Annotated in this window: 21 protein-coding genes; 11 read left to right on the top strand and 10 right to left on the bottom strand. The window is 39.0% G+C overall.

Going from position 1 to position 22,168, the window contains the following annotated elements:
* Window positions 1-16 precede the first annotated feature (16 nt).
* The 5 genes from LT090_RS00795 to LT090_RS00775 all read left to right on the top strand — a co-directional run bounded on the left by LT090_RS00795 (window position 17) and on the right by LT090_RS00775 (window position 5,243).
* A complete protein-coding gene (locus LT090_RS00795; protein WP_068546175.1) occupies window positions 17-679 on the top strand; it encodes a gluconate 2-dehydrogenase subunit 3 family protein in 663 nt (220 codons plus the stop codon).
* On the top strand, window positions 679-2,382 hold the full coding sequence (locus LT090_RS00790; protein WP_068546176.1) for a GMC family oxidoreductase: 1,704 nt from the start codon (window positions 679-681) through the stop codon (window positions 2,380-2,382). Before LT090_RS00795 ends, LT090_RS00790 begins: the two co-directional genes overlap by 1 nt.
* Window positions 2,383-2,548: 166 nt before the next feature.
* The gene (locus LT090_RS00785; protein WP_068546177.1) at window positions 2,549-3,412 is read left to right on the top strand and encodes a YicC/YloC family endoribonuclease; all 864 of its coding nucleotides are present in this window, start codon (window positions 2,549-2,551) and stop codon (window positions 3,410-3,412) included.
* Window positions 3,413-3,538: 126 nt separating this feature from the next.
* Window positions 3,539-4,210 carry a YceH family protein gene (locus LT090_RS00780; RefSeq protein WP_068546178.1) on the top strand — a complete coding sequence of 224 codons (672 nt, stop codon included), beginning with the start codon at window positions 3,539-3,541 and terminating at the stop codon, window positions 4,208-4,210.
* A 97-nt stretch (window positions 4,211-4,307) separates the two neighbouring features.
* Complete coding sequence (locus tag LT090_RS00775; protein ID WP_068546179.1) at window positions 4,308-5,243, top strand: DM13 domain-containing protein; 936 nt, start codon at window positions 4,308-4,310, stop codon at window positions 5,241-5,243.
* A 115-nt stretch (window positions 5,244-5,358) separates the two neighbouring features.
* Here LT090_RS00775 and LT090_RS00770 read toward each other — a convergent pair whose 3' ends face one another.
* The 8 genes from LT090_RS00770 to LT090_RS00735 form a co-directional block, all read right to left on the bottom strand.
* Entirely contained in the window at window positions 5,359-6,255 is an 897-nt protein-coding gene (locus LT090_RS00770) for an FAD:protein FMN transferase (RefSeq protein WP_068546180.1), read from the bottom strand.
* A 13-nt stretch (window positions 6,256-6,268) separates the two neighbouring features.
* Window positions 6,269-6,757, bottom strand: coding sequence for a thermonuclease family protein (locus LT090_RS00765; protein ID WP_068546181.1), 489 nt, complete (start codon window positions 6,755-6,757; stop codon window positions 6,269-6,271).
* A gap of 3 nt (window positions 6,758-6,760) precedes the next feature.
* Window positions 6,761-7,969 carry a DUF3570 domain-containing protein gene (locus LT090_RS00760; protein WP_068546182.1) on the bottom strand — a complete coding sequence of 403 codons (1,209 nt, stop codon included), beginning with the start codon at window positions 7,967-7,969 and terminating at the stop codon, window positions 6,761-6,763.
* Window positions 7,969-8,196 (bottom strand): DUF4266 domain-containing protein, encoded by a 228-nt coding sequence (locus LT090_RS00755; RefSeq protein ID WP_068546183.1) that lies wholly within the window; start codon window positions 8,194-8,196, stop codon window positions 7,969-7,971. Before LT090_RS00755 ends, LT090_RS00760 begins: the two co-directional genes overlap by 1 nt.
* Window positions 8,197-8,258: 62 nt before the next feature.
* Window positions 8,259-9,554 (bottom strand): DUF1501 domain-containing protein, encoded by a 1,296-nt coding sequence (locus tag LT090_RS00750; RefSeq protein ID WP_068546184.1) that lies wholly within the window; start codon window positions 9,552-9,554, stop codon window positions 8,259-8,261.
* Window positions 9,555-9,563: 9 nt separating this feature from the next.
* The gene (locus LT090_RS16900; RefSeq protein WP_068546185.1) at window positions 9,564-12,473 is read right to left on the bottom strand and encodes a hypothetical protein; all 2,910 of its coding nucleotides are present in this window, start codon (window positions 12,471-12,473) and stop codon (window positions 9,564-9,566) included.
* 104 nt (window positions 12,474-12,577) lie between these two features.
* On the bottom strand, window positions 12,578-13,309 hold the full coding sequence (locus tag LT090_RS00740; RefSeq protein WP_068546186.1) for an LrgB family protein: 732 nt from the start codon (window positions 13,307-13,309) through the stop codon (window positions 12,578-12,580).
* Window positions 13,302-13,667, bottom strand: coding sequence for a CidA/LrgA family protein (locus tag LT090_RS00735; protein WP_198360678.1), 366 nt, complete (start codon window positions 13,665-13,667; stop codon window positions 13,302-13,304). The genes LT090_RS00740 and LT090_RS00735 overlap by 8 nt, the downstream gene beginning before the upstream one ends.
* A gap of 361 nt (window positions 13,668-14,028) precedes the next feature.
* Here LT090_RS00735 and LT090_RS00730 point away from each other — a divergent pair, with 361 nt between their 5' ends.
* The 4 genes from LT090_RS00730 to LT090_RS00715 all read left to right on the top strand — a co-directional run bounded on the left by LT090_RS00730 (window position 14,029) and on the right by LT090_RS00715 (window position 18,209).
* Complete coding sequence (locus LT090_RS00730; protein WP_068546187.1) at window positions 14,029-15,825, top strand: acyl-CoA dehydrogenase C-terminal domain-containing protein; 1,797 nt, start codon at window positions 14,029-14,031, stop codon at window positions 15,823-15,825.
* A gap of 419 nt (window positions 15,826-16,244) precedes the next feature.
* Window positions 16,245-17,114 carry a mechanosensitive ion channel family protein gene (locus LT090_RS00725; protein WP_068546188.1) on the top strand — a complete coding sequence of 290 codons (870 nt, stop codon included), beginning with the start codon at window positions 16,245-16,247 and terminating at the stop codon, window positions 17,112-17,114.
* A gap of 143 nt (window positions 17,115-17,257) precedes the next feature.
* On the top strand, window positions 17,258-17,905 hold the full coding sequence (locus tag LT090_RS00720; protein WP_198360679.1) for a DUF938 domain-containing protein: 648 nt from the start codon (window positions 17,258-17,260) through the stop codon (window positions 17,903-17,905).
* A complete protein-coding gene (locus tag LT090_RS00715; protein WP_068546189.1) occupies window positions 17,895-18,209 on the top strand; it encodes an antibiotic biosynthesis monooxygenase family protein in 315 nt (104 codons plus the stop codon). Before LT090_RS00720 ends, LT090_RS00715 begins: the two co-directional genes overlap by 11 nt.
* 63 nt (window positions 18,210-18,272) lie before the next feature.
* On the opposite strand, the gene LT090_RS00710 is transcribed toward LT090_RS00715, so the two are convergent.
* Window positions 18,273-19,655: an APC family permease gene (locus LT090_RS00710; protein WP_068546190.1), complete on the bottom strand. Its 1,383-nt coding sequence runs from the start codon at window positions 19,653-19,655 to the stop codon at window positions 18,273-18,275.
* A 244-nt stretch (window positions 19,656-19,899) separates the two neighbouring features.
* Between LT090_RS00710 and LT090_RS00705 the strand changes: the two genes are divergently transcribed.
* Complete coding sequence (locus tag LT090_RS00705) at window positions 19,900-20,364, top strand: hypothetical protein (protein ID WP_068546191.1); 465 nt, start codon at window positions 19,900-19,902, stop codon at window positions 20,362-20,364.
* Here the strand turns inward: LT090_RS00705 and LT090_RS00700 are convergent, their stop codons facing one another.
* Entirely contained in the window at window positions 20,365-21,198 is an 834-nt protein-coding gene (locus tag LT090_RS00700) for a peptidylprolyl isomerase (RefSeq protein ID WP_157726619.1), read from the bottom strand.
* 135 nt (window positions 21,199-21,333) lie between these two features.
* On the opposite strand from LT090_RS00700, the gene LT090_RS00695 reads away from it, so the two are divergent.
* A complete protein-coding gene (locus LT090_RS00695) occupies window positions 21,334-22,041 on the top strand; it encodes a DUF445 domain-containing protein (protein ID WP_068546193.1) in 708 nt (235 codons plus the stop codon).
* Window positions 22,042-22,168: the final 127 nt, after the last annotated feature.

Below are 22,168 nucleotides of genomic sequence, written 5' to 3'. Positions count from 1 at the left end.
GCACAAAAGGATTGTAATGAACTCTTTTTTCGATAATGGTTTTACTCTACCTGCAAGTCTACGTAGCCGAGTATCTCGCCGTCAATTCTTGAAATCTGCCGCTGCTACCAGCGCCCTTTCCGTTGTTTCTCCTGCGCTTTATGCAAAAGTTCCAGCAGCGCAATTAAATACAGATCCTTATCTCACGCTGCAACTGGTGCTTGAACATCTTTTACCAAGTTCCGCTTCCGGACCAGGTGCAAAAGAGATCAAAGCAATCAATTACTTATACAACGTAATGCATCAACAACCGACTGAAGAAGATGAAAAGCAATTTATTTTAAACGGCGTCGGTTGGTTAAATGGCTATACCAAATCTAACTCAGATAAAAGCTTTGTCGATTTAGACACAAAACAAAAAGAATCGGCACTGCGCGCCATCAGTAAGTCCCGCGCTGGCGAAAACTGGCTAAGTACCTTGCTCAGCTACATATTTGAAGCAATGCTTTCACCGCCCTCTTATGGTGGAAATCCCGAAGGTATTGGTTGGAAATGGCTCAACCATAAACCTGGATTTCCTTTACCGAAAGAAGGAAAACGCTATTACGAACTTCCGGCCTACGCCCGCATAGATGTAAAAGCAGTCGATGATTCTCTAACCAGTCAAGTGAACCACAAGAACAAAGGGAAAGCTGTTTAATGGCAAATAACAAACCAGAATTCGATATTTGCGTTATCGGCAGTGGCGCCGGAGCTTCTCCTGTCGCGTTAACTTTAGCTAAAGCTGGCGCCAAGGTATTGGTATTAGAAAAAGGGCCTTGGCTGAATGAAGAAGATTTTTCTAAAGACGAATTGGCCTGCTGCCGACGCACAACGTATTCACCGAGACTCGAAGACGAACAACATGTTATTGAAGAAGAGTACGTCGATGATGACGATCAGAGCTATTGGCAAGGCGAAGCAACAAGTGAGTCTGGTTGGGATTTTTGGAATGGCAACATGGTCGGCGGCTCATCGAACTTGATGAGTGGTTATTTTCATCGCTTAAAACCGATGGACTTTCGCTTAAAATCTGAATTTGGCGATATAGAAAACGCCAACGTTGTTGATTGGCCCATCAGTTATAAAGAACTCGAACCTTATTATGATTTAGTCGACAAACAAGTGGGCGTATCTGGAAAGGTGGTCGATCACCCGTACCTTGAGCCGCACACCAGCGATTACCCTTTTCCACCAACTGCTGAACATCCGATTTCGAGTTGGATAGATAAGGCTGCAAAAGATATTGGTTATCATAGCTTCCCGGTACCAAGAGCGGTGCTGTCGCAGCCAGCCATGGGTCGACGCAGCTGTGAATACTCAGGATATTGTTCGAGTTATGGTTGCTCTTCTGGGGCTAAAGGCTCAGCAAGAGCAGCGTTATTGAATCATGCTGTTGCAACAGGAAACTGCACAATTAAGCCCCATGCAAAGGTGTTTAAGTTGGAATCCGATGAGCACGGCAACGTCAGTAAAGCCTGGTATTACGATAAATTTGAACGCAAACATAGTGTGAGCGCAAAAACATTTGTTGTCGCTTGCCAAGCTATTGAAACATCACGACTATTACTTGCATCTAACGGCGTTAAACACCCAAATGGACTGGCCAACAATAACGGTCAAGTAGGCAAGAACTTAATCTTTTCTGCCGGCGGTACTGGTCAAGGAGACTTCCTATTCGATCAAATTAGTGATGAGCAAGAACAACAACTTAGAGTTGTTGGTCCTTTTATTAATCGCGCCCTACAAGATTGGTACAAGATTGATGACAAAGCATTTGGCAAGCCCGCAAAAGGCGGAACCATTGATTTTCTATTCCATCAGAACCCAATTTCGAGAGCAAGCTCAGAAAAATGGGGCAATGATGATAATTTGGTTTGGGGTGAGCAATTAAAAGAAAATCTAAAGTATGCCTTTAACTACGGTAAAACATTACGTTTTGAAGTGTTCAATGATTGGCTACCTAACGATGATTGTTTTGTGTCATTAGACGAAGAAAACACCGACAAATGGGGCGATCGTGTTGCTAAAATCCGAATAGGTGCCCATCAACATGATTTAAAGGTTGGTGAATATTTAGCAGAAAAAGCTGAAGGTTTGTTAAATGCGATGGGCGCGACGAACGTCAGTTCATCAATTTCGTCCTATCCAGCGGCGAACCTGCAAGCCGGCGGCTGTCGTTTTGGTAATGACCCTAAAACTTCTGTGCTAGATAAAAACTGCAAAGCCCATGATGTTGATAATCTCTACGTGACTGACGCATCTTTTATGCCTACCGGCGGCAGTGTTCCATATACCTATACCATCTACGCAAATTCCTTTAGAGTCGCCGAGCAGATCAAAAAGCGCATGGGATATAGTTAATTTAATTCATACCTTTAGTAAGATCAGTAGGCCTACTCACAAATATCAATTTGCTCGATGCTGATCTGTGGTGCATAATCTATGCACCTTTTAGCACTTAACAATTTAACAGTGCTGATTGCTAAATTTTCTAACTATAACCAGTTTAATCACAAGGTATGAATTTATGATCCATAGCATGACAGCGTTTGCCCGTAACGAAGTGAAAGGCGATTGGGGTAATGCAGTGTGGGAAATCCGCTCTGTTAACCAACGTTTTTTAGAAACTTACTTTCGTATGCCAGAACAATTCCGTGGCTTAGAGCCGGTATTACGCGAAAGATTTCGCAAAAAGTTAGCCCGCGGTAAGGTTGAATGTAACCTGCGCTTTAACATTAATCCTGCAGCCAAAAGCGATTTATCAATCAACACCAAACTTGCCGAACAATTAATCGAAAGTGCAAATTGGATCGTCAATACCGCTGGTGATGGTAAACTTAATCCAGTTGATATCATGAAATGGCCTGGCGTTATGGAAGCGGAAGAAGCCGATATGAACGCAATTTCAGCCGAGCTTTTAGCAGGTTTTGATCAAGCGCTGAAAGACTTTATTAGCGCTCGTGCAAGCGAAGGCACTAATATGGCTGAGCTTATCAATCAGCGATTAGACGGCATTACCCAGCAAGCTGAAACCGTTAAAGCACACATGCCAGAAATTATTCAATGGCAGCGTGACCGTATTATCGAAAAGTTCAAAGATGCTGGAATCGACCCAGACTCAACACGTTTAGAACAAGAACTGGTTTTACTTGCACAAAAAATGGATGTTGACGAGGAAATTGACCGTCTTCATAGCCACGTTAAGGAAACTCAAAAAATCCTCAAAAAAGGTGGCGCTCAAGGCCGCCGCTTAGACTTTATGATGCAAGAGTTTAACCGTGAAGCAAATACATTGGGTTCAAAGTCAATTAACACCGACATCACCGCAGCTGCAGTGGAATTAAAAGTGTTAATCGAGCAAATGCGCGAGCAAATTCAGAATATAGAATAACAGTTACGCTCAAAACTATTACTCATTAAAGCCATACATTTGTATGGCTTTTTAATTGCGCTAAACTAAATCTATGCAATACCAATTCACTTGCTAATCAATATTATCGAGTTAAGGATACTTACTATGGCAGTCACTTTATCAAGCCAACAATGTCGTGTTATTGGCGTAATGTTAGAAAAAGAAATCACCACGCCTGAACAATACCCTTTGTCATTAAACGCTCTTACTAACGGTTGTAATCAAAAGAGTAACCGTGAACCGGTAATGTCACTTTCAGAAACTGATGTACAAAATGAAGTTGATCAGTTGATTCAATTAAACTTATTAATGGTCGACCAAATGGCTTCTGGGCGAGTGAATAAATACGTGCACCGTTTTTGTAATACTCAGTTTAGTGATTTGCAATTTACCGTGCAGCAAAAAGCGATTATTTGCGTGCTACTTTTACGAGGGCCGCAAACCCCAGGGGAATTGAGAACTCGCACCAATCGATTAGCAGATTTTGTTGATGTTAATGAAGTTGAAGCGACAATACAGCAATTGTTAGATTTGAACGATCATCAGTTTGTGAAAAAACTAGCCCGCGAACCCGGTAAACGAGAATCCCGTTATATACATCTATTTGGCGACAATAACGAAGATTTTGATGAACCACATTCAGCAATTTCATCTGCTGGAAACTCTGCCATGGAAAATCAAACGGATGTTGTTTCGAGAATCGAATCACTAGAGCGACAGGTGAGCGATTTAACAGAACAGGTGGAATCATTAAGCCAACTGCTGGAAAACAAATAAGTATAAATGACACAAAAATGTGATACTTATGTGAAAGTTTTTCGCTAATGCGCCGGTATACTTAAATTAAGACATTTATTTATATAAGGCGAATATTATGAAACTTATTTCAAACAATGTGAATTCAATATTAATTTCGACGTTTGTCATAGTTTTATCTGGCTGTGGCGGCGGGTCTGGTGGTAGCAATGACGCTTCTCCTGCAAACACTATGGTTGAAACCTTTACCGGCCAATTTCTTGATGCAAAAGTTCACGGCCTAAACTATCAAACTGCAAGTCAAAATGGCGTTACAAATGTAGAGGGTGAATTTATCTATCAACAAGGTGAAATGATCACCTTCTCTATTGGCGCAATTGACTTTCCTGAGGTTAGTACCGCACCAATAATCACGCCGCTAGATCTATATTCCACCGAAGATATTTATGATATTTCGGTAGTGAATACGATTCGCTTGTTACAAAGCTTAGATAAAGACGGCATGCCAGATAATGGTATTGAAATTAGTGAGCAAAGCCATCAATTATTCGAGAGCTTTACTGCGCTAATTGACTCACCAGATTTCGAAGCCGCAGTAAATGACGTATTGGCCGCCAATACTGAAATCAATCAAAGTTTAATTGCAAAAGATCAGGCGATCTACCATTTTCAAACCACTATCGATTTAATCAACGGCAATGAAATAACTAACTGTCCTAAAACCCATGAAAAAGTTGGTTACTCAGGAAGTTTTCGCACGTTTTCTCATGATGTTTCTGGTGACGCGGTGATTATTGATGATTGTACAATTGCTATCAGCAACTTCAATTATGATGGCGGCGGTCCAGATGTTTACATCTATGGTGCTATTGATCATGACTATAATGGTGATGATGCATTTAGAATGAGCGATATGCTTAACGGTCAAGTATACACCAACGAGAGTTTCGAAGTGACACTGCCTAATGGCAAAACACTCGATGATTTAACCGGCATTAGTGTTTGGTGTGCCGACGTCAATGTCGATTTCGGTAGCCTAGAGTTTACCCAATAGTAATATGGGTAGTAGTGTATTTATATTTGAAATAGAAAATAGGAAACAGCACAGCGATAAATGACCTTTGGGGAAGGTTAGATTAGCCTGAAAAATTGCTCTATAGATTTACGGGCTAAACTTGATTCGTACTCACACTATAATCATGATTTATCGCTAAATAAGGAATGCCTAATTCTTTTAACCAAGTGCAGCCCTGTTGTTCTTTTAACATCGCAATAGTTGCCAAAGTACCAGCTAAAACGCAACTAGATTGCCACACACTGACACTGAATAGCCCAGAAACAGGGTAGCCAGTTTTAGGGCTTATAATGTGCGAAAATCGCTTATTATCAATCATTATATAGCGTTCATAGTCACCGGATGTGGCAACGCCTCCTGAAGTAAGCGGAATATTGGCGATTGCACTGCCAGAGTTAGTGGGATCGGAAATACCCACCTGCCATACTTTCGGTGTTTCGTGATTTGTTAAAATAGCAACATCACCACCTAGATTTATCAGTCCCGTTAAAGATGTAAATTTTGATAGCAATCGAACAATACTATCTGCGGCGTATTCTTTAACAATGCCACCTAAATCTATTTGCATTTTTTGCTCTGGAATATAAATCGATTGTTGAGAAAAATCGACTTTTTCAAAACCAACATAATTAAGCCAATAGTCAACTTGGTTTATATCAATGTTGTCTGTAGAGTGCATATTCCAAACATTGGCCATAACCCCTGAAGTAATATCAAATAGTCCTTCACTTAGATCGAAAGCTTGCTTCGCATAGGTAAATAACGCAATGGTTTCGGCATCCAAGGCTATTTTTTTCTTTCCCGCCTGTTGATTTATTTGGCTCAACAAACTGTTTTTTTGATAACGTGAATATTTTTTTTCTAACCGTTCTACTTCATTTTTGGCAATTGAAAAAGCTTCTTCCAGCACTGATTCGCTTGTACTACAAAGATGAAATTCACAGGGAGAGCCCATAGCTTTAAATCGAAATGTTTTGCTAATAATGTTCATTCGAGGTACTCAACTACTGTAGCGAATCCTCCCGCCAAATCCATGGAGGAATACGTTTATAGTCGGGTAAAGACCATAATCCTTTTTTCGCTTTCTGTACACGTTTAAAATCTTGCGCGTATTTAACGTCGGTAGTTTTCTTGTCGACATCAAGCCAGACATATCCTAATACCACAAGACTCCGATTTAAATTGACGCTTTTAGCCAAAACTAATGCTTTATCGCTCTTTTGAACGAACCTTAGTTCTACTTTTGAGTCATTATCTTCAATCTGCTCTAACAGCCAATTTTTTGCATCTAAACCAAACGGCTGATCTAACTCCGGCGCATCGATATAAGCTAACTCAACAATTCTATCCTTAGGTTTAGCGCTAATTAAAAGTGTATCACCATCGATAACTTCAATAACGTTAAACTCAGGAACCGTGGTCAAATCTTGTTGTTTTATCAGCACAAAACCCGTAACGATAAGAAGCACTGCAATGAGCAAATATTTTTTCATAAATTAATCAAAAGTATAGTAGAAACCAAAACTCAAAATATCAAAATCGACTAATCCGGGGTTATCCTGATGGGCACTTTCCAAGCCATAGCTACCATCTGAACGATATTGTTCATAGCCAAGGTTTACTAACCAATTATCAATTTTAGTTTCAACTTTTAAGCCTAGAGTGATTGCGCCATATGAAGACAAACGGTAATCGGTAGAATAGTATTTCTGTCGGCGTTCACTTTCATAATAGGTTTGGTAAAAGTCTGTTGCAGATTGCGTGTAATACCTTACAGAAGGAATGATGCGCCAATCTTCGGCAATGTTTTGAATCCACTTAGCTTCTAATGTATGCGAATTTAAATCCCAATTATCTGAATAGTACCGATAATCAATATGCAAGGCTGCTTGCGCACTTTCAATATAATTTCTTGTTCGACTTGTTAACAACCAAGCAGTTCTGTCTTCTGGACGTTGATCGCCAATTAAAATACGTTGCGTTGTATCCAGTGGGTCTACGATATCAACCAATTTATATGGATCAGACAAATAACCTTCTTTATAAATAAAGCCGCCACTCATTTGCCAAATCATATTTCGGTTAATTGTTTGTGTCATTGACAACATCGTTGAAAATGATTGCTTATCCTGCTCTTCAACACGTGCAGGTTCAAATGCATCTTTATCAACTGGATCTACCGTATCATCCGAGTAGTCAGCACTGATTGCATAAGTTTGCATTTTATCTTCACTAGTATGGCTATACGCTGCAGAAACACTATTACCGGTATAATCATCCTCACTTGAATTAGCAATACCAACTGTTAATGTTGAGTTATCGGAATAGGTAGATAAGGATACTTTAATATCATCACGGGTGTCCTTAATGGAGGCACCACTCATTGCTTGATGAACTTTGCCATCATTGCTCTTATAGGTATACCAAGGCGATGCGCCACTCATTGTTTCGGTTTGGTAGTCAAAGTTAACTTGATATTTACTACCAATCGGCAATAGCAATTGAAATTGGTTCACGTCGATGTCGTATCGACCAACACTATTTGTGCCGGTTGCACTTTTACTGGCATCAGCTTCACTATATTTATGATGTTTGTAGCCAAAAACAATAGATTCTGAGGGCGAGTCTGCAATGGCGATATTAGGTAAAATTGCTGCGGTTGCGGCAAGGGCACTGAGTGCTTTTTTAGAATCTGCGAGTTTCATTAATTGCACCCACAGCCGCCGCCGGCACCTTTACTTGAACCTGAACTAGATTCTTTCGAGTTATAAACGTGATTGGCAAATGACGACTGCATAGGGTCACTGTCTAAAGCCATTTCATTTTTGGCTAAATTACCTCTTTCCCACGGTTGCACCGTAGTACAAGCACTGCTGCACATTACCATTAAGATGATGGTTAATACTTTACAATTTGGTCTTTTTATTATCATTATTCTAACCTAGAAAGCTGTTTAAATTTTTATTTTAATTAACTGATTGAGCGCAATTCAACTTATGCGAATAAGTCTACTTCATCACCAAAATCAACCTTTAGCGGAAACGCTAATGCAGCATCAGATTGATCAATACCTAGTTGTTTACGCATTGCTTGCATAACATGTTTAGGCTCCAATATTACGCCATTATTGTCATTACTTGTTGTTGGTTTCGCTCTATTCACCTTGCGCGCATTAAGCTTATTATCCGTTGAACCAACTGCTTTTCCCGCCCATGGTGCATTCTTTTTCATTATTAGCGTACTACCAACAGCCCAATGGTCTTTTCCTGGTGGAGTACCATTATTATAAAAAGGCGTACGACCAAAGTCTGAAGCCACATAAACATTTAATCTATCTGCTATACCTAATTCTTCAGCTAGCACCCAAATATAGTCCAGGGTTGAGGTCAAATCAGATAAAGCACCCGCCTGTTTGTTATCGTGGTCACTATGGCTATCAAAACCTCTAGCGACAATATCTGCGGCTACAGATAAACCAGAAGCAAACGATAATAGTGAAAACTTAGCTTGTTTTAAAAGCTTATTATTAAAATCGTATTCACGTTCGTAAGCACCTGAAGACTCCGATTGCTCCACTTGCTCTAATAAAGGCTTGAAATTAGCAAACGCTGCAGACGGTTGAATCGACTTTCCGTAATCAGTAATGGATACTTTATCCATTGGTAAGCTGTGTTCAGCTCCCGCTTTAATATTATATCGACGCTGATTAAATTGGTCGATTAACGAGTACTGTTGTTGTTTTAAAAAGGGCTTAGTACTGGTAGTTGGCGTTTCATTTTCAAGTATTTGTAAAAAAGTACTCGGGTCATTACCAAGCTTACTTGCTGCAACAAGACCTTGAGTAAAGAAATCGCCACCATTATAAACTACCGGCACTGGTACACTTGCACTATTGGCAGCGGCAAATAATGCCGACAATGAAGGATAACCACCACCGTTATATCCAGTATAAGAATATAGGCGGCCGGCACTGTGCGAATTGGTAAAAGAATTTACGCCATTGACCACCAACATTTTATCATGATGGTTATCAAATAATTGACTATTATTGGCAAACGGCGCATATTGCAAATTTCCGGCTGTTTGTATCGACTCTGTCGCTGCCCACGAATTAATATTAACATCTTGCTTAGGGTCACAAAAACTTGCAACATCCCAAGCTGCATATACTTGCACTTGTAAAACAAACTCACCGGTATAACCGGGGTCAGCCGCCCAAGTCACATTAGACAAGAGTGAATTGCTTGCTAAGGCAGCTGTACTGTATTTTAAAAAGTTTCGTCTATTCATAGTCATTCCTTATTCATACAAATATGAATAGTCAGAAAGTAGTGCTGTTAACACGACCTTCCAAGCACTAAAAGTTTGCTGAGGATCGCCATTGGTTTTATTGTTGACCATTTTGCCGTCAAAGCCATCGCAACGCTCATAGGATTTTAATATATTGGTTTCATTACTACCGATAACTGCATTTCTTGCATCATCAAATAGCTGATATGCTGAGTTTATTTCCGCTGAATTTACGTTATATTCCTCACCAAGCAAACGTTCATATAAGGTCACTAATTGCGTTTTAATTAAACCTTCTGAGGTGTCGGACAAATTAACATCGCTGAATAATCTTCGATTCGCTTTATTTTTTTCAAAATCTTTACCTGCAATGAAACAGCTGTATTGGTTTGCTTGTAACTTAGCAACTTGAAATAGCGGGGCGCTTATTCTGCGCACTCTTTTAGTAACCTGCTCTGAGTCAATACCGCCATAGAATGCTTGATATGTGGTGTTATATTCTAAAGCAAAACCAGTGAGCGATTTAGTTTTCGCTGACATTTCTTCAGGTGTTAATAAACGCTTGCCACCTCGATAAATCACTAAGTCTTGATCATTAACACCCTGGTTACGGCTTTTTGCTCTAAACCAATCAGAGAGAATTAATTTTGCTAACATGCGTTTTAAATTCTGGTGCTCAGAAAAATCTTCAGCGACTGACTTTATAAACTGTTGCTGTGCCCAAATGCGATCATCTTGATCATGCTTTAAGACATCTTCACCAAAAATCGCTGGCCACCAAAACTGCACTGCTGCTGAGGCAAACCTGTCATCAGACGTTATTTTTTCAGCAAGCCAAGCAAGAGATGTCTCCGGAGTCGAAACCACTTCTTCAGCGTAGCCCGCTGGTAACATATCTCGATACCATAGGTCGCCTTCTCTAAATTGATATAGACCACTTTTATTTAGGCGGTAACCATTATCCAAAGCATGTTCACCATTATACCCATCACGATATAATCCATCATCGCCAAAATTTTGGAAGGTACCAGCAACTGGGTCCATCACTTCGTGGCAAACAACACAATTCGGGTTTTCTAAAGTTGGGTAATCAAAGTCTAAATCACCATCAACCAATCGAGGAGACGAATTTTCAATATCAAAGCCTAAGAAAAAATAATTGGTCCATCGTGAACGCATTCGATTACGATTTGTAGCGGTAGAAAAGTATTTATTTAGATAACTGTAGTTAGTTAAAACACCAGCATTAGGTAATGATACATTGGTTCCTGTAGGTGTATAAATATCATCATTATCCTTATTTGATCCGGTAAGGATTGTTCCTTTATCCCAATCTACTGGCTTTTTATTGTTATTATTTTTAATTTGCTGGCCATTGTTGGCATTCGCTACTAAAAACTGACCAGTGGATGGAGTTAGGTTGGTTTTAAATATCTGCGCAGTTAACTTAGACACCATTACGTAATCAGCTGTTAGAATTTCACTATATGGCTTATTGTTCTGCACCACATGGTTAATCAACTCAAGAGGAGCTTCAGCTAATTCTTCGGCGACCGTATTTCTAAAGCCACCTTTACTGCCACCACTATTTAATGAGTTAACATACATTTCACCATATTTTGGATACCAATGGCGCATCACTTGATGCACGTTTTGAAATGCATTTACATTAATAGCTCGGACCAATAACTGATCATTAGCGCCATTTTTAATAAACTCTTTAAATCCATCGCCTTGCATTAAATTAATAATTTCATTTTCAAATTCGGCTGCTGACAAGCTATCTTGCCTTGCTAGCTCGGCTTTACTCGGAACTTCACCAGAAAGGATAATTGAGGCGCGGCGATAAGTATTGCTATTTAGTTCTTTGCTGAAATTAGTTGGATATGAGTTGGACTTATCAGTTAATCCTAATGAGCTAATTAAATCTTCCAAATAACCATATTCTGCACTTCCTGGAGAGAATAATTTTCCACCAGTGTGATTAAGCAACCCTTGTACTTTTTGTAATAATAATTCAGCTTTACTGTTATCGGAAAGAAAGGAAATTAATGAATTTATATTCTCTGTTTCATTATCTGCATGAGTTTGATCTTTAAAAATAAGATTGGTTGCACCCGCTTGCCCTGATGAATTATGACAAACCACACATTTACTTAATACAATGTCATTATTAATCAATGCATATAGTGTGTCATTGTGGTCTGGTTCTTCAGGTACTTCCAAAGTTAAATTAGTCTTTGGATATTCATCATCTGCGTCATTAATACCATCGCCATCATCATCTGGGTCAAGCGCATCAAAAATGCCATCGCCATCTGTATCGATGTCTAATGCCGACCAAGTCTCAACTAACTCTATGGTGGCGATATAATCAACGAGTAATTGGTATTCACTTGAATCTTTCGCAACAACTTCACCACCATTATGTGAAACTGTTTTACTAACTTTATTTAATAATCTAGTGCTTGAATTAACCGCATACAGGTCGAATGCTGATTGGTAATCGATAGTATTACTGAAAACTAAATCGGTACGTTGCGCTACATTCCCTGGTGAATGACATGCAACGCAACGATCGTTGATAATATTATTTGAAATTTCTGGGTTGAACAATTCAGTATTACCTTGCGGCTTACTGCCAAGAACAATGTCATCCTGAAAAATCACATTACCGTTTTCTTGAGTTTCGACAACAATCAGATCTTCTGCGGTTGGTCCAGGCTTTTCTGGCTCAGGTTCTGGCCCAGGCTCAGGCTCAGGTTCTGGCTCTGGCTCTGGTTCTGGTTCTGGCTCAGGAACAGGCTCTTTTATCGGCAACGGTTCAACATCATAATTATCCGCAGAACCTTCGCCACCACAAGAAATTACGCAGCTCAGCGAAAATAATATAACAAAAAAATGCTTAAAATAGTTCACAGGGTTCTCTACCAAATTAACTTAATATTTCCAACCATAACTGACAACGTTATCAAATAAAGTCCAACTATACAAACTTCATATTAAACGCCACCTTATATCTGCTATATCAAGCCAATGAATGTCAAAATCCATGGCAATAAGAACGCTGTGGTAAATGCTGTTATAGCCATTGCTAAACCAGAAAATGCCCCCATCCGATCACTAACCTGAAATGCGCGTGCAGTACCTATCCCATGAGATGTTAACCCCATGGCGATACCTCTAACACTGTCATCTTTGAGTTTCATTAAAGAAAATACTTTAGTACCTAAAATCGCTCCAATTACTCCGGTAGCAGTTGCTAATCCAGCTGTCAAAGAAACAATACCACCGATATTTTCAGAAATTCCCATGGCCACTGGTGTCGATGTAGATTTCGGAGCTAAAGAAATTTGCGTAGCTAAGCTAGCGCCTAACCAATCACTAATATAAATGACAGATAAACTGCCGATAAATACCGAACAAATTAGGGTAATAGTTATAGGTAAAAGTAATTTTTTTATGCGGTGCAATTGTTGAAACAATGGCACTGCTAGGGCAACCACTGCTGGACCAAGTAAAAAGTGTACTAAGCTAGCGCCAGCAAAGTAGTCCTGATAAGAGATCCCGGTAATTAATAATATAATAATAATTGTCGCAATCGATATAATGACCGGATTAACTATAGGGTTATGATTTGATTTTTTATACAAGTATGCAGCGAGGCTATATATAGATAACGTCAATAACAAACCAGTTAAAGGTGAAGATTGAATCAACTGCCATATTGCATCTAATTTTTGCTGACTATTCATCAATCACCTCTTTGCTGAAAAGTTTAGTCGACCATTTCATTATTAGGGCGCAGCTAAACAACATAATGACAGTTCCTATAACAAGTGCCACGCTAATAGCTAACCACTCTTTGGCTAATAATTGGTAATGAACCATTAAACCAACACCTGCAGGTACAAATAACATCGCCAAATGACTCAAAAGGTTATCCGCTGCTGACTTTAGCGGCTCTCCTTCTTTCCCCCGAACAATTAGTGTTAGTAATAACAAAATAAGTCCAATCACAGGGCCAGAAACTGACAACTCGAAAATAATTACCATTATTTCACCTAGTAATTGATAGGCTAACAACCATATAAAACCAATAATAAAATTCACGATAAGCCCCTAGCCATTAACGATTAATAAATGCGACGATTAAAACAATATAAATATTGCAAATACACTTATCATAGCAATACTGATATACAAATTCATTGACTAAAACGTCAACATATAGAGTCCAATACAAAATCAAATATAACTTACATACCTGCTTTCAGAGGTAGCGAAAGCTGATATTACTGTTTCTATACTATTGACGTTCTTATTATTCAATAACTTGATTTATTTTCGACATCGCTATATTGTTAATCAAAAGTAAGTGGTCGGACTTGTTTAACTTGTTCGCCGAAATAAAGAGTTTTTAGGAAAACTAAAAATAATTGAAATCATATTCAAAGTGTCAGTGAGAAGAAATATGCCAGAGTACAAAGCGCCCGTTCGCGACGTTAAGTTCGTGATGCAAGAACTGTTAGATTGCGACAAACACTATCAAAAATTAGGCTTTGAAGATGCAAGCCTTGATATGGTTGATGCCATTATAAGCGAAGCGGCAAAGTTTAATGAGCAGGTAATCGCACCAATCAATCAAGTAGGTGACCAACAAGGTTGTACATGGGCCGATGGTGCAGTTAGAACTCCCGATGGATTTAAACAAGCTTATAGTCAGTACGTTGAAGGCGGCTGGCCTACTCTTTCTCAACCAATCGAGTTTGGTGGTCAAGGATTACCTTCATCATTAAGTACAGCAATTGGCGAGTTTACCTCTGCAGCGAATCATTCTTTTGCAATGTATCCAGGTCTAAGCCACGGCTGCATGGCAACATTGGAAGCCCATGGTAGCGAGCAACAAAAACAGATGTTCTTGCCTAAGCTTGTTGAAGGCACGTGGACCGGCACCATGTGTTTAACAGAAGCACATTGCGGCACCGATTTAGGGATGTTACGCACTAAAGCAGAATTAAACAATGACGGCACATACCGTATCAATGGCAGTAAAATATTCATCTCCGCTGGAGAACATGACTTATCAGAAAATATCATCCACGTAGTTATTGCGCGTATTCCAGGCTCACCTGAAGGAACACGTGGAATTTCATTATTTATCGTACCTAAGTTTAACGTTAATGATGACGGTAGCATTAGTGACGAAAACGGAGTTACTTGTGGCTCTATTGAACACAAAATGGGAATCAACGGTAGCGCAACGTGTGTCATTAATTTTGATAATGCTAAAGGTCACTTAATTGGTGAGATTAATCGTGGATTAAATTGTATGTTTACCTTTATGAATGCAGCTCGTTTAGGTGTCGCTAATGAGGGAGTAGCTCATGCAGATGCAGCATTTCAAGGGTCATTAGCCTACGCTAAAGACCGATTACAAATGCGTTCATTAACGGGTCCAAAAAATCCAGATGGCGCCGCTGATCCAATCATAGTTCACCCTGATGTTCGTCGTATGTTATTGACACAAAAATCGATAGCTGAAGGTGGTCGAGCATTAATAGGCTATTTAGCGCAGTTAGTAGATATTGTTCAAGTCAGTAAAGATGACAATGCTATCGCCATTGCAGAAGCAAATTTGGCACTATTAACTCCTATTGCGAAAGCGTTTTTAACTGAGCTTGGCCTTGAGTGTGCCAGTCACGGTGTCCAAGTCTATGGTGGTCATGGCTACGTGCAAGAATGGGGCATGGAACAGCTAATGCGCGATGCTAAAATCAGTTGCCTTTATGAAGGTACGACAGGTATACAAGCTCTCGATTTACTTGGGCGAAAAATACTTGGCTCAAAAGGCGAACTATTAAAAGTCTTTGCTACCGAAGTTTCAACATTTTGCATGCAAAACGGACAAACAGCAGAATTAACAACATACTGCCAAACGTTAGGTGGATATATCAAAGAATTAGGTGAACACACTCAGATGATTGCAAGCAAAGCGGTGGCAAACCCTGATGAAGTGGGAGCCGCATCGGTCGATTACCTGATGTATGCTGGTTATGTGACATTAGCATATTTCTGGGCAAAAATGGCCAAAGTAGCGACCGAAAAACTAGCAGAAGGGTCAAGCGAAACAGCGTTCTATAAAGCCAAGGTTAAGACTGCTAACTTCTATTTTGAACGTATTTTGCCGAGAGCAAAAGGTCATTTAGCTTGTATGACTAACGGCGCTGATAGCATGATGGCTATTACGGAAGAAGAGTTTATTTTCTAATGATGTGCGAAAAATCAATGTACCAATAAAGCAAAAAACAGAAAGTTAATTTACATAACTTTCTGTTTTTTTGTTTTCAATTACTTCTAATTTTTCGAAGGTCCCAGCGTTAACCCGCAGAGTTAGTGTTACTGTTAAGACTAAAACAAATATTATTTTGGGGGAGATTTCGAAGAAGCAAAATAAAGTAAATTTTGCTTCTTAAAGTACTGGATGCCATATTATAAATATCTAAGAAGCGTGCTGAATAGAAAAACTTGTCATCGTCGATGGCAAATCAACAACTTAGCGAAGCAACAATACGCAAAAAAATACAAAATATTTCAATTAAAAACATCAATTTTATAATTTTTCTACTATATTAAATTAATACTTAATTGAATGAATAATTCCTTGATTTACATATAAAAGGCAAAGATATGGATGCAATAGAATCTTCTGATCTTCTCGAAAACGTAGATATCGAATCAATACAACAACATTTAGATACCTTTATTGATTTGGTGATCACTTTTGGTACCAAAATGTTTGTTGCATTGTTGGTTTTGTGGGTTACTACTTGGATAGTAAAACGCATTGTTAAACTTATGGACATGGCGATGACTGCTCGTAAAGTGGAAGTCACTTTACACAAATTTTTACTTAGCATTATCAATATTGCTCTGCGAACAATATCAATTATCATCTTTGCATCGATGATAGGCATTGAAACTGCTTCCCTGATCGCTCTTCTAGGTGCTGCAGGTTTAGCTATTGGTTTAGCCCTACAAGGTAGTTTAGCTAACTTTGCAGGCGGTATCATAATCTTATTCTTCAGACCATTTAAAGCTGGTGATGTAATCGAAGCACAAGGGTTTGAAGGCACTATTCATGAGATTCAAATTTTCAACACCATTATGATTACTTATGACAATCGAAAGGTATTTATACCCAATGGTTTATTATCAAATGGTTGTTTGATTAATGATTTTAGTCAAAGAGTACGCCGTGTAGATATGAAATTTGGCGTTAGTTACTCAGATTCTGTTCCGAAAGTGAAAGAAGTTATTCAAAGCGTTTTAGATGCAGATGAAAGAATATTGAAAAAGCCTGCGGCAGATATATGGTTAGCCGAACACGGCGACAGTTCGATCAATTTCTTTGTACGCCCGTGGGTTAAGAGCGATGATTACTGGCAGGTTTATTTTGGCATACATGAAGAAATGAAATTAGCCTTTGATCGTGAAGGTATCAGCATCCCATTCCCACAACGAGATGTACATATGATACCGGTTGAAAATAAAGCCTAATACTATTTAAGTCTTAGTATTTTCAAACCATAGTATTAAACATTAAAATGGTCGCATGTAGCGGCCATTTATGTTTATGCCTACTCATATGGAGTAAGTATTTATATAGACTAATAAGAGCAAGTCAATTCAAACTAAAACAGATGACCAAAAACGACAACAACACCTTTATGCATAATGAGTTTAATACTGATAACTTTTCACCTTCTTGTGAGCGCAATAAAGAAGTCATATTAGAGCACTTGAGTCCCTATTTTACCGAAGCAAATTCGGTGTTAGAAATCGGTAGTTATTCATTGCAACATGCTCTGCATTTTGCAGCTAAACATCCGCAATTAGAGTGGCAACCGAGTGATCAATTAATTCACCAGAAAGCCCTTTTGAGAAACTTATTATCCTTCCCGCAAAAAAATATAAGATCTCCAATCGTAATAGACGTTAGTGATAGCAGTTCATGGCCTTGCAAGCCATACGACATTGTCTTTACCGCAAACACTTTGCACATTATGTCCTTTGAACATGTAAAACAACTATTTGCCAACGTACCTCACCGAATGACAAATAACGCATTACTTTGTGTCTACGGTCCATTTAAATACCAAGGAAAATATACAAGTAGTAGTAATGAAGGGTTTCAGCAGTGGTTGCAAGAAAGAGATAAAAACAGTGGCATAAGAGATTTTGAAGCGGTAAATCAGTTGGCATTAAACGCAGGCTTAGTTTTAGAAAAAGATATTTCAATGCCTGCGAATAATCAATTAATAATTTGGAAGACTCAACATGATCGCTAATACTCCAAAACCGCCCTACTACGCGGTAATTTTTAGTAGTATTCTTAACGAAAGTGACAATCAAAATTATCAAAAAATGGCTGTAACCATGGAAAACCTGGCAAAGCAGCAACCAGGTTTTTTGGGATTCGAGTCTGCCCGCGAAGATATCGGAATCACTATTTCTTTTTGGCGTGATTTGGAATCGATTAAGCAGTGGAAGAACAATAGCGAGCATAAGGTCGCACAGCAACAAGGGAAAGATTATTGGTATAAAGCATACACCACCCGCATTTGTAAGGTAGAGCGAGACTACCATCTATAATTTAGAACATTTAATTAGAGCCGTTACCTTTTAGCTAACGACTTGGAAATAATAACTGTGTATTTATTTGGCGAGTGAATCCGATTTAGCTTTTGCACGGCTGACTTTTGCCCAAACAAAGAACAATAAGCCAAGAGAAAACCACGCTATAACCATTGCCCATTCGTAAGGCCAAAGTAGTGCACTTGGCCCCCAAGGCAAATAAATCCAACCTAAGCTCAAGCTAACGATCAGTGCCATATAGCCAACAAACTTACCATTTTTTACTCTAAATGGTCTTGGCATATCAGGTTCTTTCTGTCTCAGCTTTAAGAATGCATAGGCAACCATGCCATAACCAATAACCACCGCAAAGCTGCCAGAATTTATTAACCATACCAAAATAGTTCGTCCGAAAAACGGTGATATCACACACAAACAACCTATAAAGATAATCGCTACATAGGGGGTTTTATATTTTGGGTGCAATTTTGCGAATGCCGATGGTAGATGACCCGACTTTGCAAGCGCATAAATTGCTCTACTGCCACCAAGAACAAAAGCATTCCAACTGGTAATAATTCCTGCAATGCCACCTAATACAGTCAGGTTTCCGGCCCACTGACCCTGCCAAACATTTGCGTGAGCATCTGCAGTAGCCATAAAAGAGCTAGATAGTTCATCACTAGTCATTGCCAATGCAGTACCCAAGGTAATTAAACAATACCAAACAACAGCAATAGCCACTGAGAATACCAATAACTTGCCAATAGACTTAGGCTTTAGATTAATTTCCTCTGCTGATTGCGGGATCACGTCAAACCCAATCATTAATGCTGGTATCATTGCTAACACGGCGAAAAAACCTTTATGGCCATCGACAAATAAAGGGGTCACATAGGTTAGGTTAAAGTCGGTAAAGATGCCCATCATAAACATCCAACCAATAATTAAGAATCCGGCGGTTATTGTGGTTTGCACAACCGCCATAAATTTAATGCCAACGTAATTTATGATGGTAATTGCGATGGAAGCGATAACCCCAATAATGGCGTAACTGATATAAACATCTGCCTCAAAGACCGACCATAAATACCCCGCTTTTAACTGCGGAAATAAATATTCTATTGCAGTAGGAAGTGCGGCAGATTCAAATGCAGGTACGGTAATATAGGCCATAATTATCGCCCAAGTACAAATAAATGATCCAGTTCGTCCAAACGCTCTTTCGGTATATACGTGTTCTCCACCAACCTTCGGCATAGCAGAAACAAGTTCAGCGTAGGTTAAACTGATTAATAAAATAGCGAAGCCGCCGACAATAAAAGCGAGTATAGCCCCAACTGTACCTGCAGACGTTAACCAAATACCGGTCATAATAACCCAGCTCCAGCCAATCATTGCACCGATGGCTAAGACTAGTACTTCTCTTTTTGATAAGGTGCGAATTAAATCTTCGCTCGACATAAGTAATTATTCTCGTTATTTTTTTAAGTATTTAATAATCTTGCTGTTTTTGTTTTTTATTCTGATTAACTAATTATTGCGGATTTTTCTAGATTAGCAATAAATTTGGCAATATTGCCTCAACTACAACGATATTGATTACAGTCACGCATGTCAGCATGGCCATTTTCATTTACAAATCGATAGTGTTTTAGTGAATGCAATTGCGTTAATATGGGATACCTTAAATTTTTAAAACTCTATTATGCGCCTATTATCCTTTATTGCCTGCACTTTATTTGTCACTTTCATGCTGTTATCAACTAGTTTCGCTCAGACCAATGTTAGCGACGACAAAATGCTTAATGAATTTTCTAAGATTCATCAAGAATTAATGCCAAAGGTTGCAGTTGCCGATATGTTCTATGGCTGTATGATTGATAAAAAACAAGGCTCTTACAGCATTGAGTTTTTAATCAATGAAATGGATAAAACAGAGCTTGCAGATAAACTTCAAGCGTGTTTGGGTGAAGATACTATCGCTTCTAATGCCGCGTTAAACTACGGGATAAAGGCTTGCTTTATTGATCAGATGTCAGGGTTAACCGAAGAGCAGCAAAAATCTAAATTAGTCGCTGTTGACGAAGCGTTAGCCAATCTACCAATTGAAGAGCGCAAGCGTAGCTTTACTCAATGTGTTAATAATCAGACGCTGTCATACATGAAGTAGTTATTCAGCTAGTCTGCCTTGATTAGGTACTTGGCAGACATCGAGTACCGGTTTTGGTTTGAATATGAAGAAATCATGGCTGCGTTTACGTCGTGAATCGAGCATGCTTTGAAATTCTTTTGATTCTGTGCGCCACACTTCAATCTGAATTTGTTTATCCTTAGGTAAGTCTGCCATTAAGTTAATCGCTTTTATCTCAGATGTGCCGGCCATTTCTGGCCATTGTTTTTCATCAGTTATCACAAATCGATCTAGCTTTTGCAAATACTCTAAACCATAAACAACTCTGCCAATCACGCTCATATTCCGATCTAAATAACGTGGTGCTTGACCAATAACTGCATAAAAATCACCTGCGGCGGTATTGGGCTCTGTACTTCGTGCCATTGCAACGGTACCAGGACAATGTAACAGCCAACTTTGATTACTTTTGTCTTCAACTCCCACGGCAAAGCCGTCAATAAATCCTGTTTCATCAGCAAACATATCTTTAGTTTCTACAGCGACGTAATTGTCTTTAGCTGTCAGTTTTTTGGTCGCTTCAAGCGGTATCATCGCTCTGGGTTGATAAGACGGTTTAGGGCCAGCTTGCGCGACAAAGCCATCGACAACTCGGTAGAACTTGGCGTCATTAAACATTTCGGTTTTTATCAAACGCTTGAACTCTGCAATATTTTTGGGTGCGAATTCAGGCTTGAGCTCAATCACAACGTTGCCATATTCAAGTTCGAGTAATAGCATATTTTCAGGTGCCACCAATCGCCAACTATCCTCGTTAGCAACGGCGCTATAACTGCATAAACTGAAAGCGATAAGTAGTATAAATTTTTTCATTACTGGCATCTCTGTGACTTGAATTTAAATCTGCTGCGCTCTAACATAGCACAAATTAATTTCTATAAACCTATGTTGAGAGTTCATTATTTGCAGAACCCTGCTATAACGTTCAACTTAACGGAGACACGTACAGTGAACAAAAGTTTTATCACTAACGTCATTGCTTTTATCATAGCCAGCTGCGGTTACTATTTTAGTCACGACATTATTTTTTCCATTGGTGTTTTTGCTTTATCAGGTGCAATAACAAATGCCTTAGCTATTCATATGTTATTTGAAAAAGTACCGTTTCTTTATGGCTCTGGTGTTATCCCTGCTCGTTTTGAAGATTTTAAAGGTGGTATTCGAGAATTAATGATGGAGCAATTTTTTACCGATGAAAATATTGATAAGTTCTTATCTGAACAAAGTGGTGGTGCCGCTCATTTTAATTTAACGCCAATTATCGAAAAGGTTGATTTAGAGCCTGCGTTCAATTCCCTGGTAAAAACCATAGAAGAGTCTTCGTTCGCTGCTATGCTGTCGATGTTTGGTGGCAGTGAGGCATTAATGCCGCTAAAAAGTTCTTTTATTGAGAAAATGAAAACATCATTGGTTGATATCACTGAGTCAGATAAATTTAATGAATTAGTGCGTAATGAATTAGAACAGCCAAACGTGGTTGAAAGTCTGCGTGATAAAGTCACCGATATCATCAATAAGCGTCTCGAAGAACTAACTCCAGCACTAGTTAAAGAAATAATTCAACAGATGATCCGTAAGCATCTTGGATGGTTAGTTGTTTGGGGAGGTGTTTTTGGTGGTGCAATCGGCTTTTTGGCTGCATTTTTAAACGTATAAGCTAGAAAATTCTCAGGTTAATTTATACTGTTTTAGTTTTTTTCGAAAAAAGATCAAAAATTGCGCAAATTAGCCTTAATTTTCCTATCTATCTAAGCTATCCTAGCTTTAAATTTGGAATCACAAT

The organism is Thalassotalea crassostreae (assembly GCF_001831495.1).
Lineage (GTDB): Bacteria > Pseudomonadota > Gammaproteobacteria > Enterobacterales > Alteromonadaceae > Thalassotalea_A > Thalassotalea_A crassostreae.
The sequence above is the reverse complement of the archived record's forward strand: the minus strand, read 5'-3'. Positions and strand labels throughout refer to the sequence as shown.

Bases quoted from the DNA above. Each gene is read 5' to 3' on its own strand.
- LT090_RS00795 (WP_068546175.1), top strand. From the start codon at position 17: ATGAACTCTTTTTTCGATAATGGTTTTACTCTACCTGCAAGTCTACGT.
- LT090_RS00790 (WP_068546176.1), top strand. From the start codon at position 679: ATGGCAAATAACAAACCAGAATTCGATATTTGCGTTATCGGCAGTGGC.
- LT090_RS00785 (WP_068546177.1), top strand. From the start codon at position 2,549: ATGATCCATAGCATGACAGCGTTTGCCCGTAACGAAGTGAAAGGCGAT.
- LT090_RS00780 (WP_068546178.1), top strand. From the start codon at position 3,539: ATGGCAGTCACTTTATCAAGCCAACAATGTCGTGTTATTGGCGTAATG.
- LT090_RS00775 (WP_068546179.1), top strand. From the start codon at position 4,308: ATGAAACTTATTTCAAACAATGTGAATTCAATATTAATTTCGACGTTT.
- LT090_RS00770 (WP_068546180.1), bottom strand. From the start codon at position 6,255: ATGAACATTATTAGCAAAACATTTCGATTTAAAGCTATGGGCTCTCCC.
- LT090_RS00765 (WP_068546181.1), bottom strand. From the start codon at position 6,757: ATGAAAAAATATTTGCTCATTGCAGTGCTTCTTATCGTTACGGGTTTT.
- LT090_RS00760 (WP_068546182.1), bottom strand. From the start codon at position 7,969: ATGAAACTCGCAGATTCTAAAAAAGCACTCAGTGCCCTTGCCGCAACC.
- LT090_RS00755 (WP_068546183.1), bottom strand. From the start codon at position 8,196: ATGATAATAAAAAGACCAAATTGTAAAGTATTAACCATCATCTTAATG.
- LT090_RS00750 (WP_068546184.1), bottom strand. From the start codon at position 9,554: ATGAATAGACGAAACTTTTTAAAATACAGTACAGCTGCCTTAGCAAGC.
- LT090_RS00740 (WP_068546186.1), bottom strand. From the start codon at position 13,309: ATGAATAGTCAGCAAAAATTAGATGCAATATGGCAGTTGATTCAATCT.
- LT090_RS00730 (WP_068546187.1), top strand. From the start codon at position 14,029: ATGCCAGAGTACAAAGCGCCCGTTCGCGACGTTAAGTTCGTGATGCAA.
- LT090_RS00725 (WP_068546188.1), top strand. From the start codon at position 16,245: ATGGATGCAATAGAATCTTCTGATCTTCTCGAAAACGTAGATATCGAA.
- LT090_RS00720 (WP_198360679.1), top strand. From the start codon at position 17,258: ATGACCAAAAACGACAACAACACCTTTATGCATAATGAGTTTAATACT.
- LT090_RS00715 (WP_068546189.1), top strand. From the start codon at position 17,895: ATGATCGCTAATACTCCAAAACCGCCCTACTACGCGGTAATTTTTAGT.
- LT090_RS00710 (WP_068546190.1), bottom strand. From the start codon at position 19,655: ATGTCGAGCGAAGATTTAATTCGCACCTTATCAAAAAGAGAAGTACTA.
- LT090_RS00705 (WP_068546191.1), top strand. From the start codon at position 19,900: ATGCGCCTATTATCCTTTATTGCCTGCACTTTATTTGTCACTTTCATG.
- LT090_RS00700 (WP_157726619.1), bottom strand. From the start codon at position 21,198: ATGAAAAAATTTATACTACTTATCGCTTTCAGTTTATGCAGTTATAGC.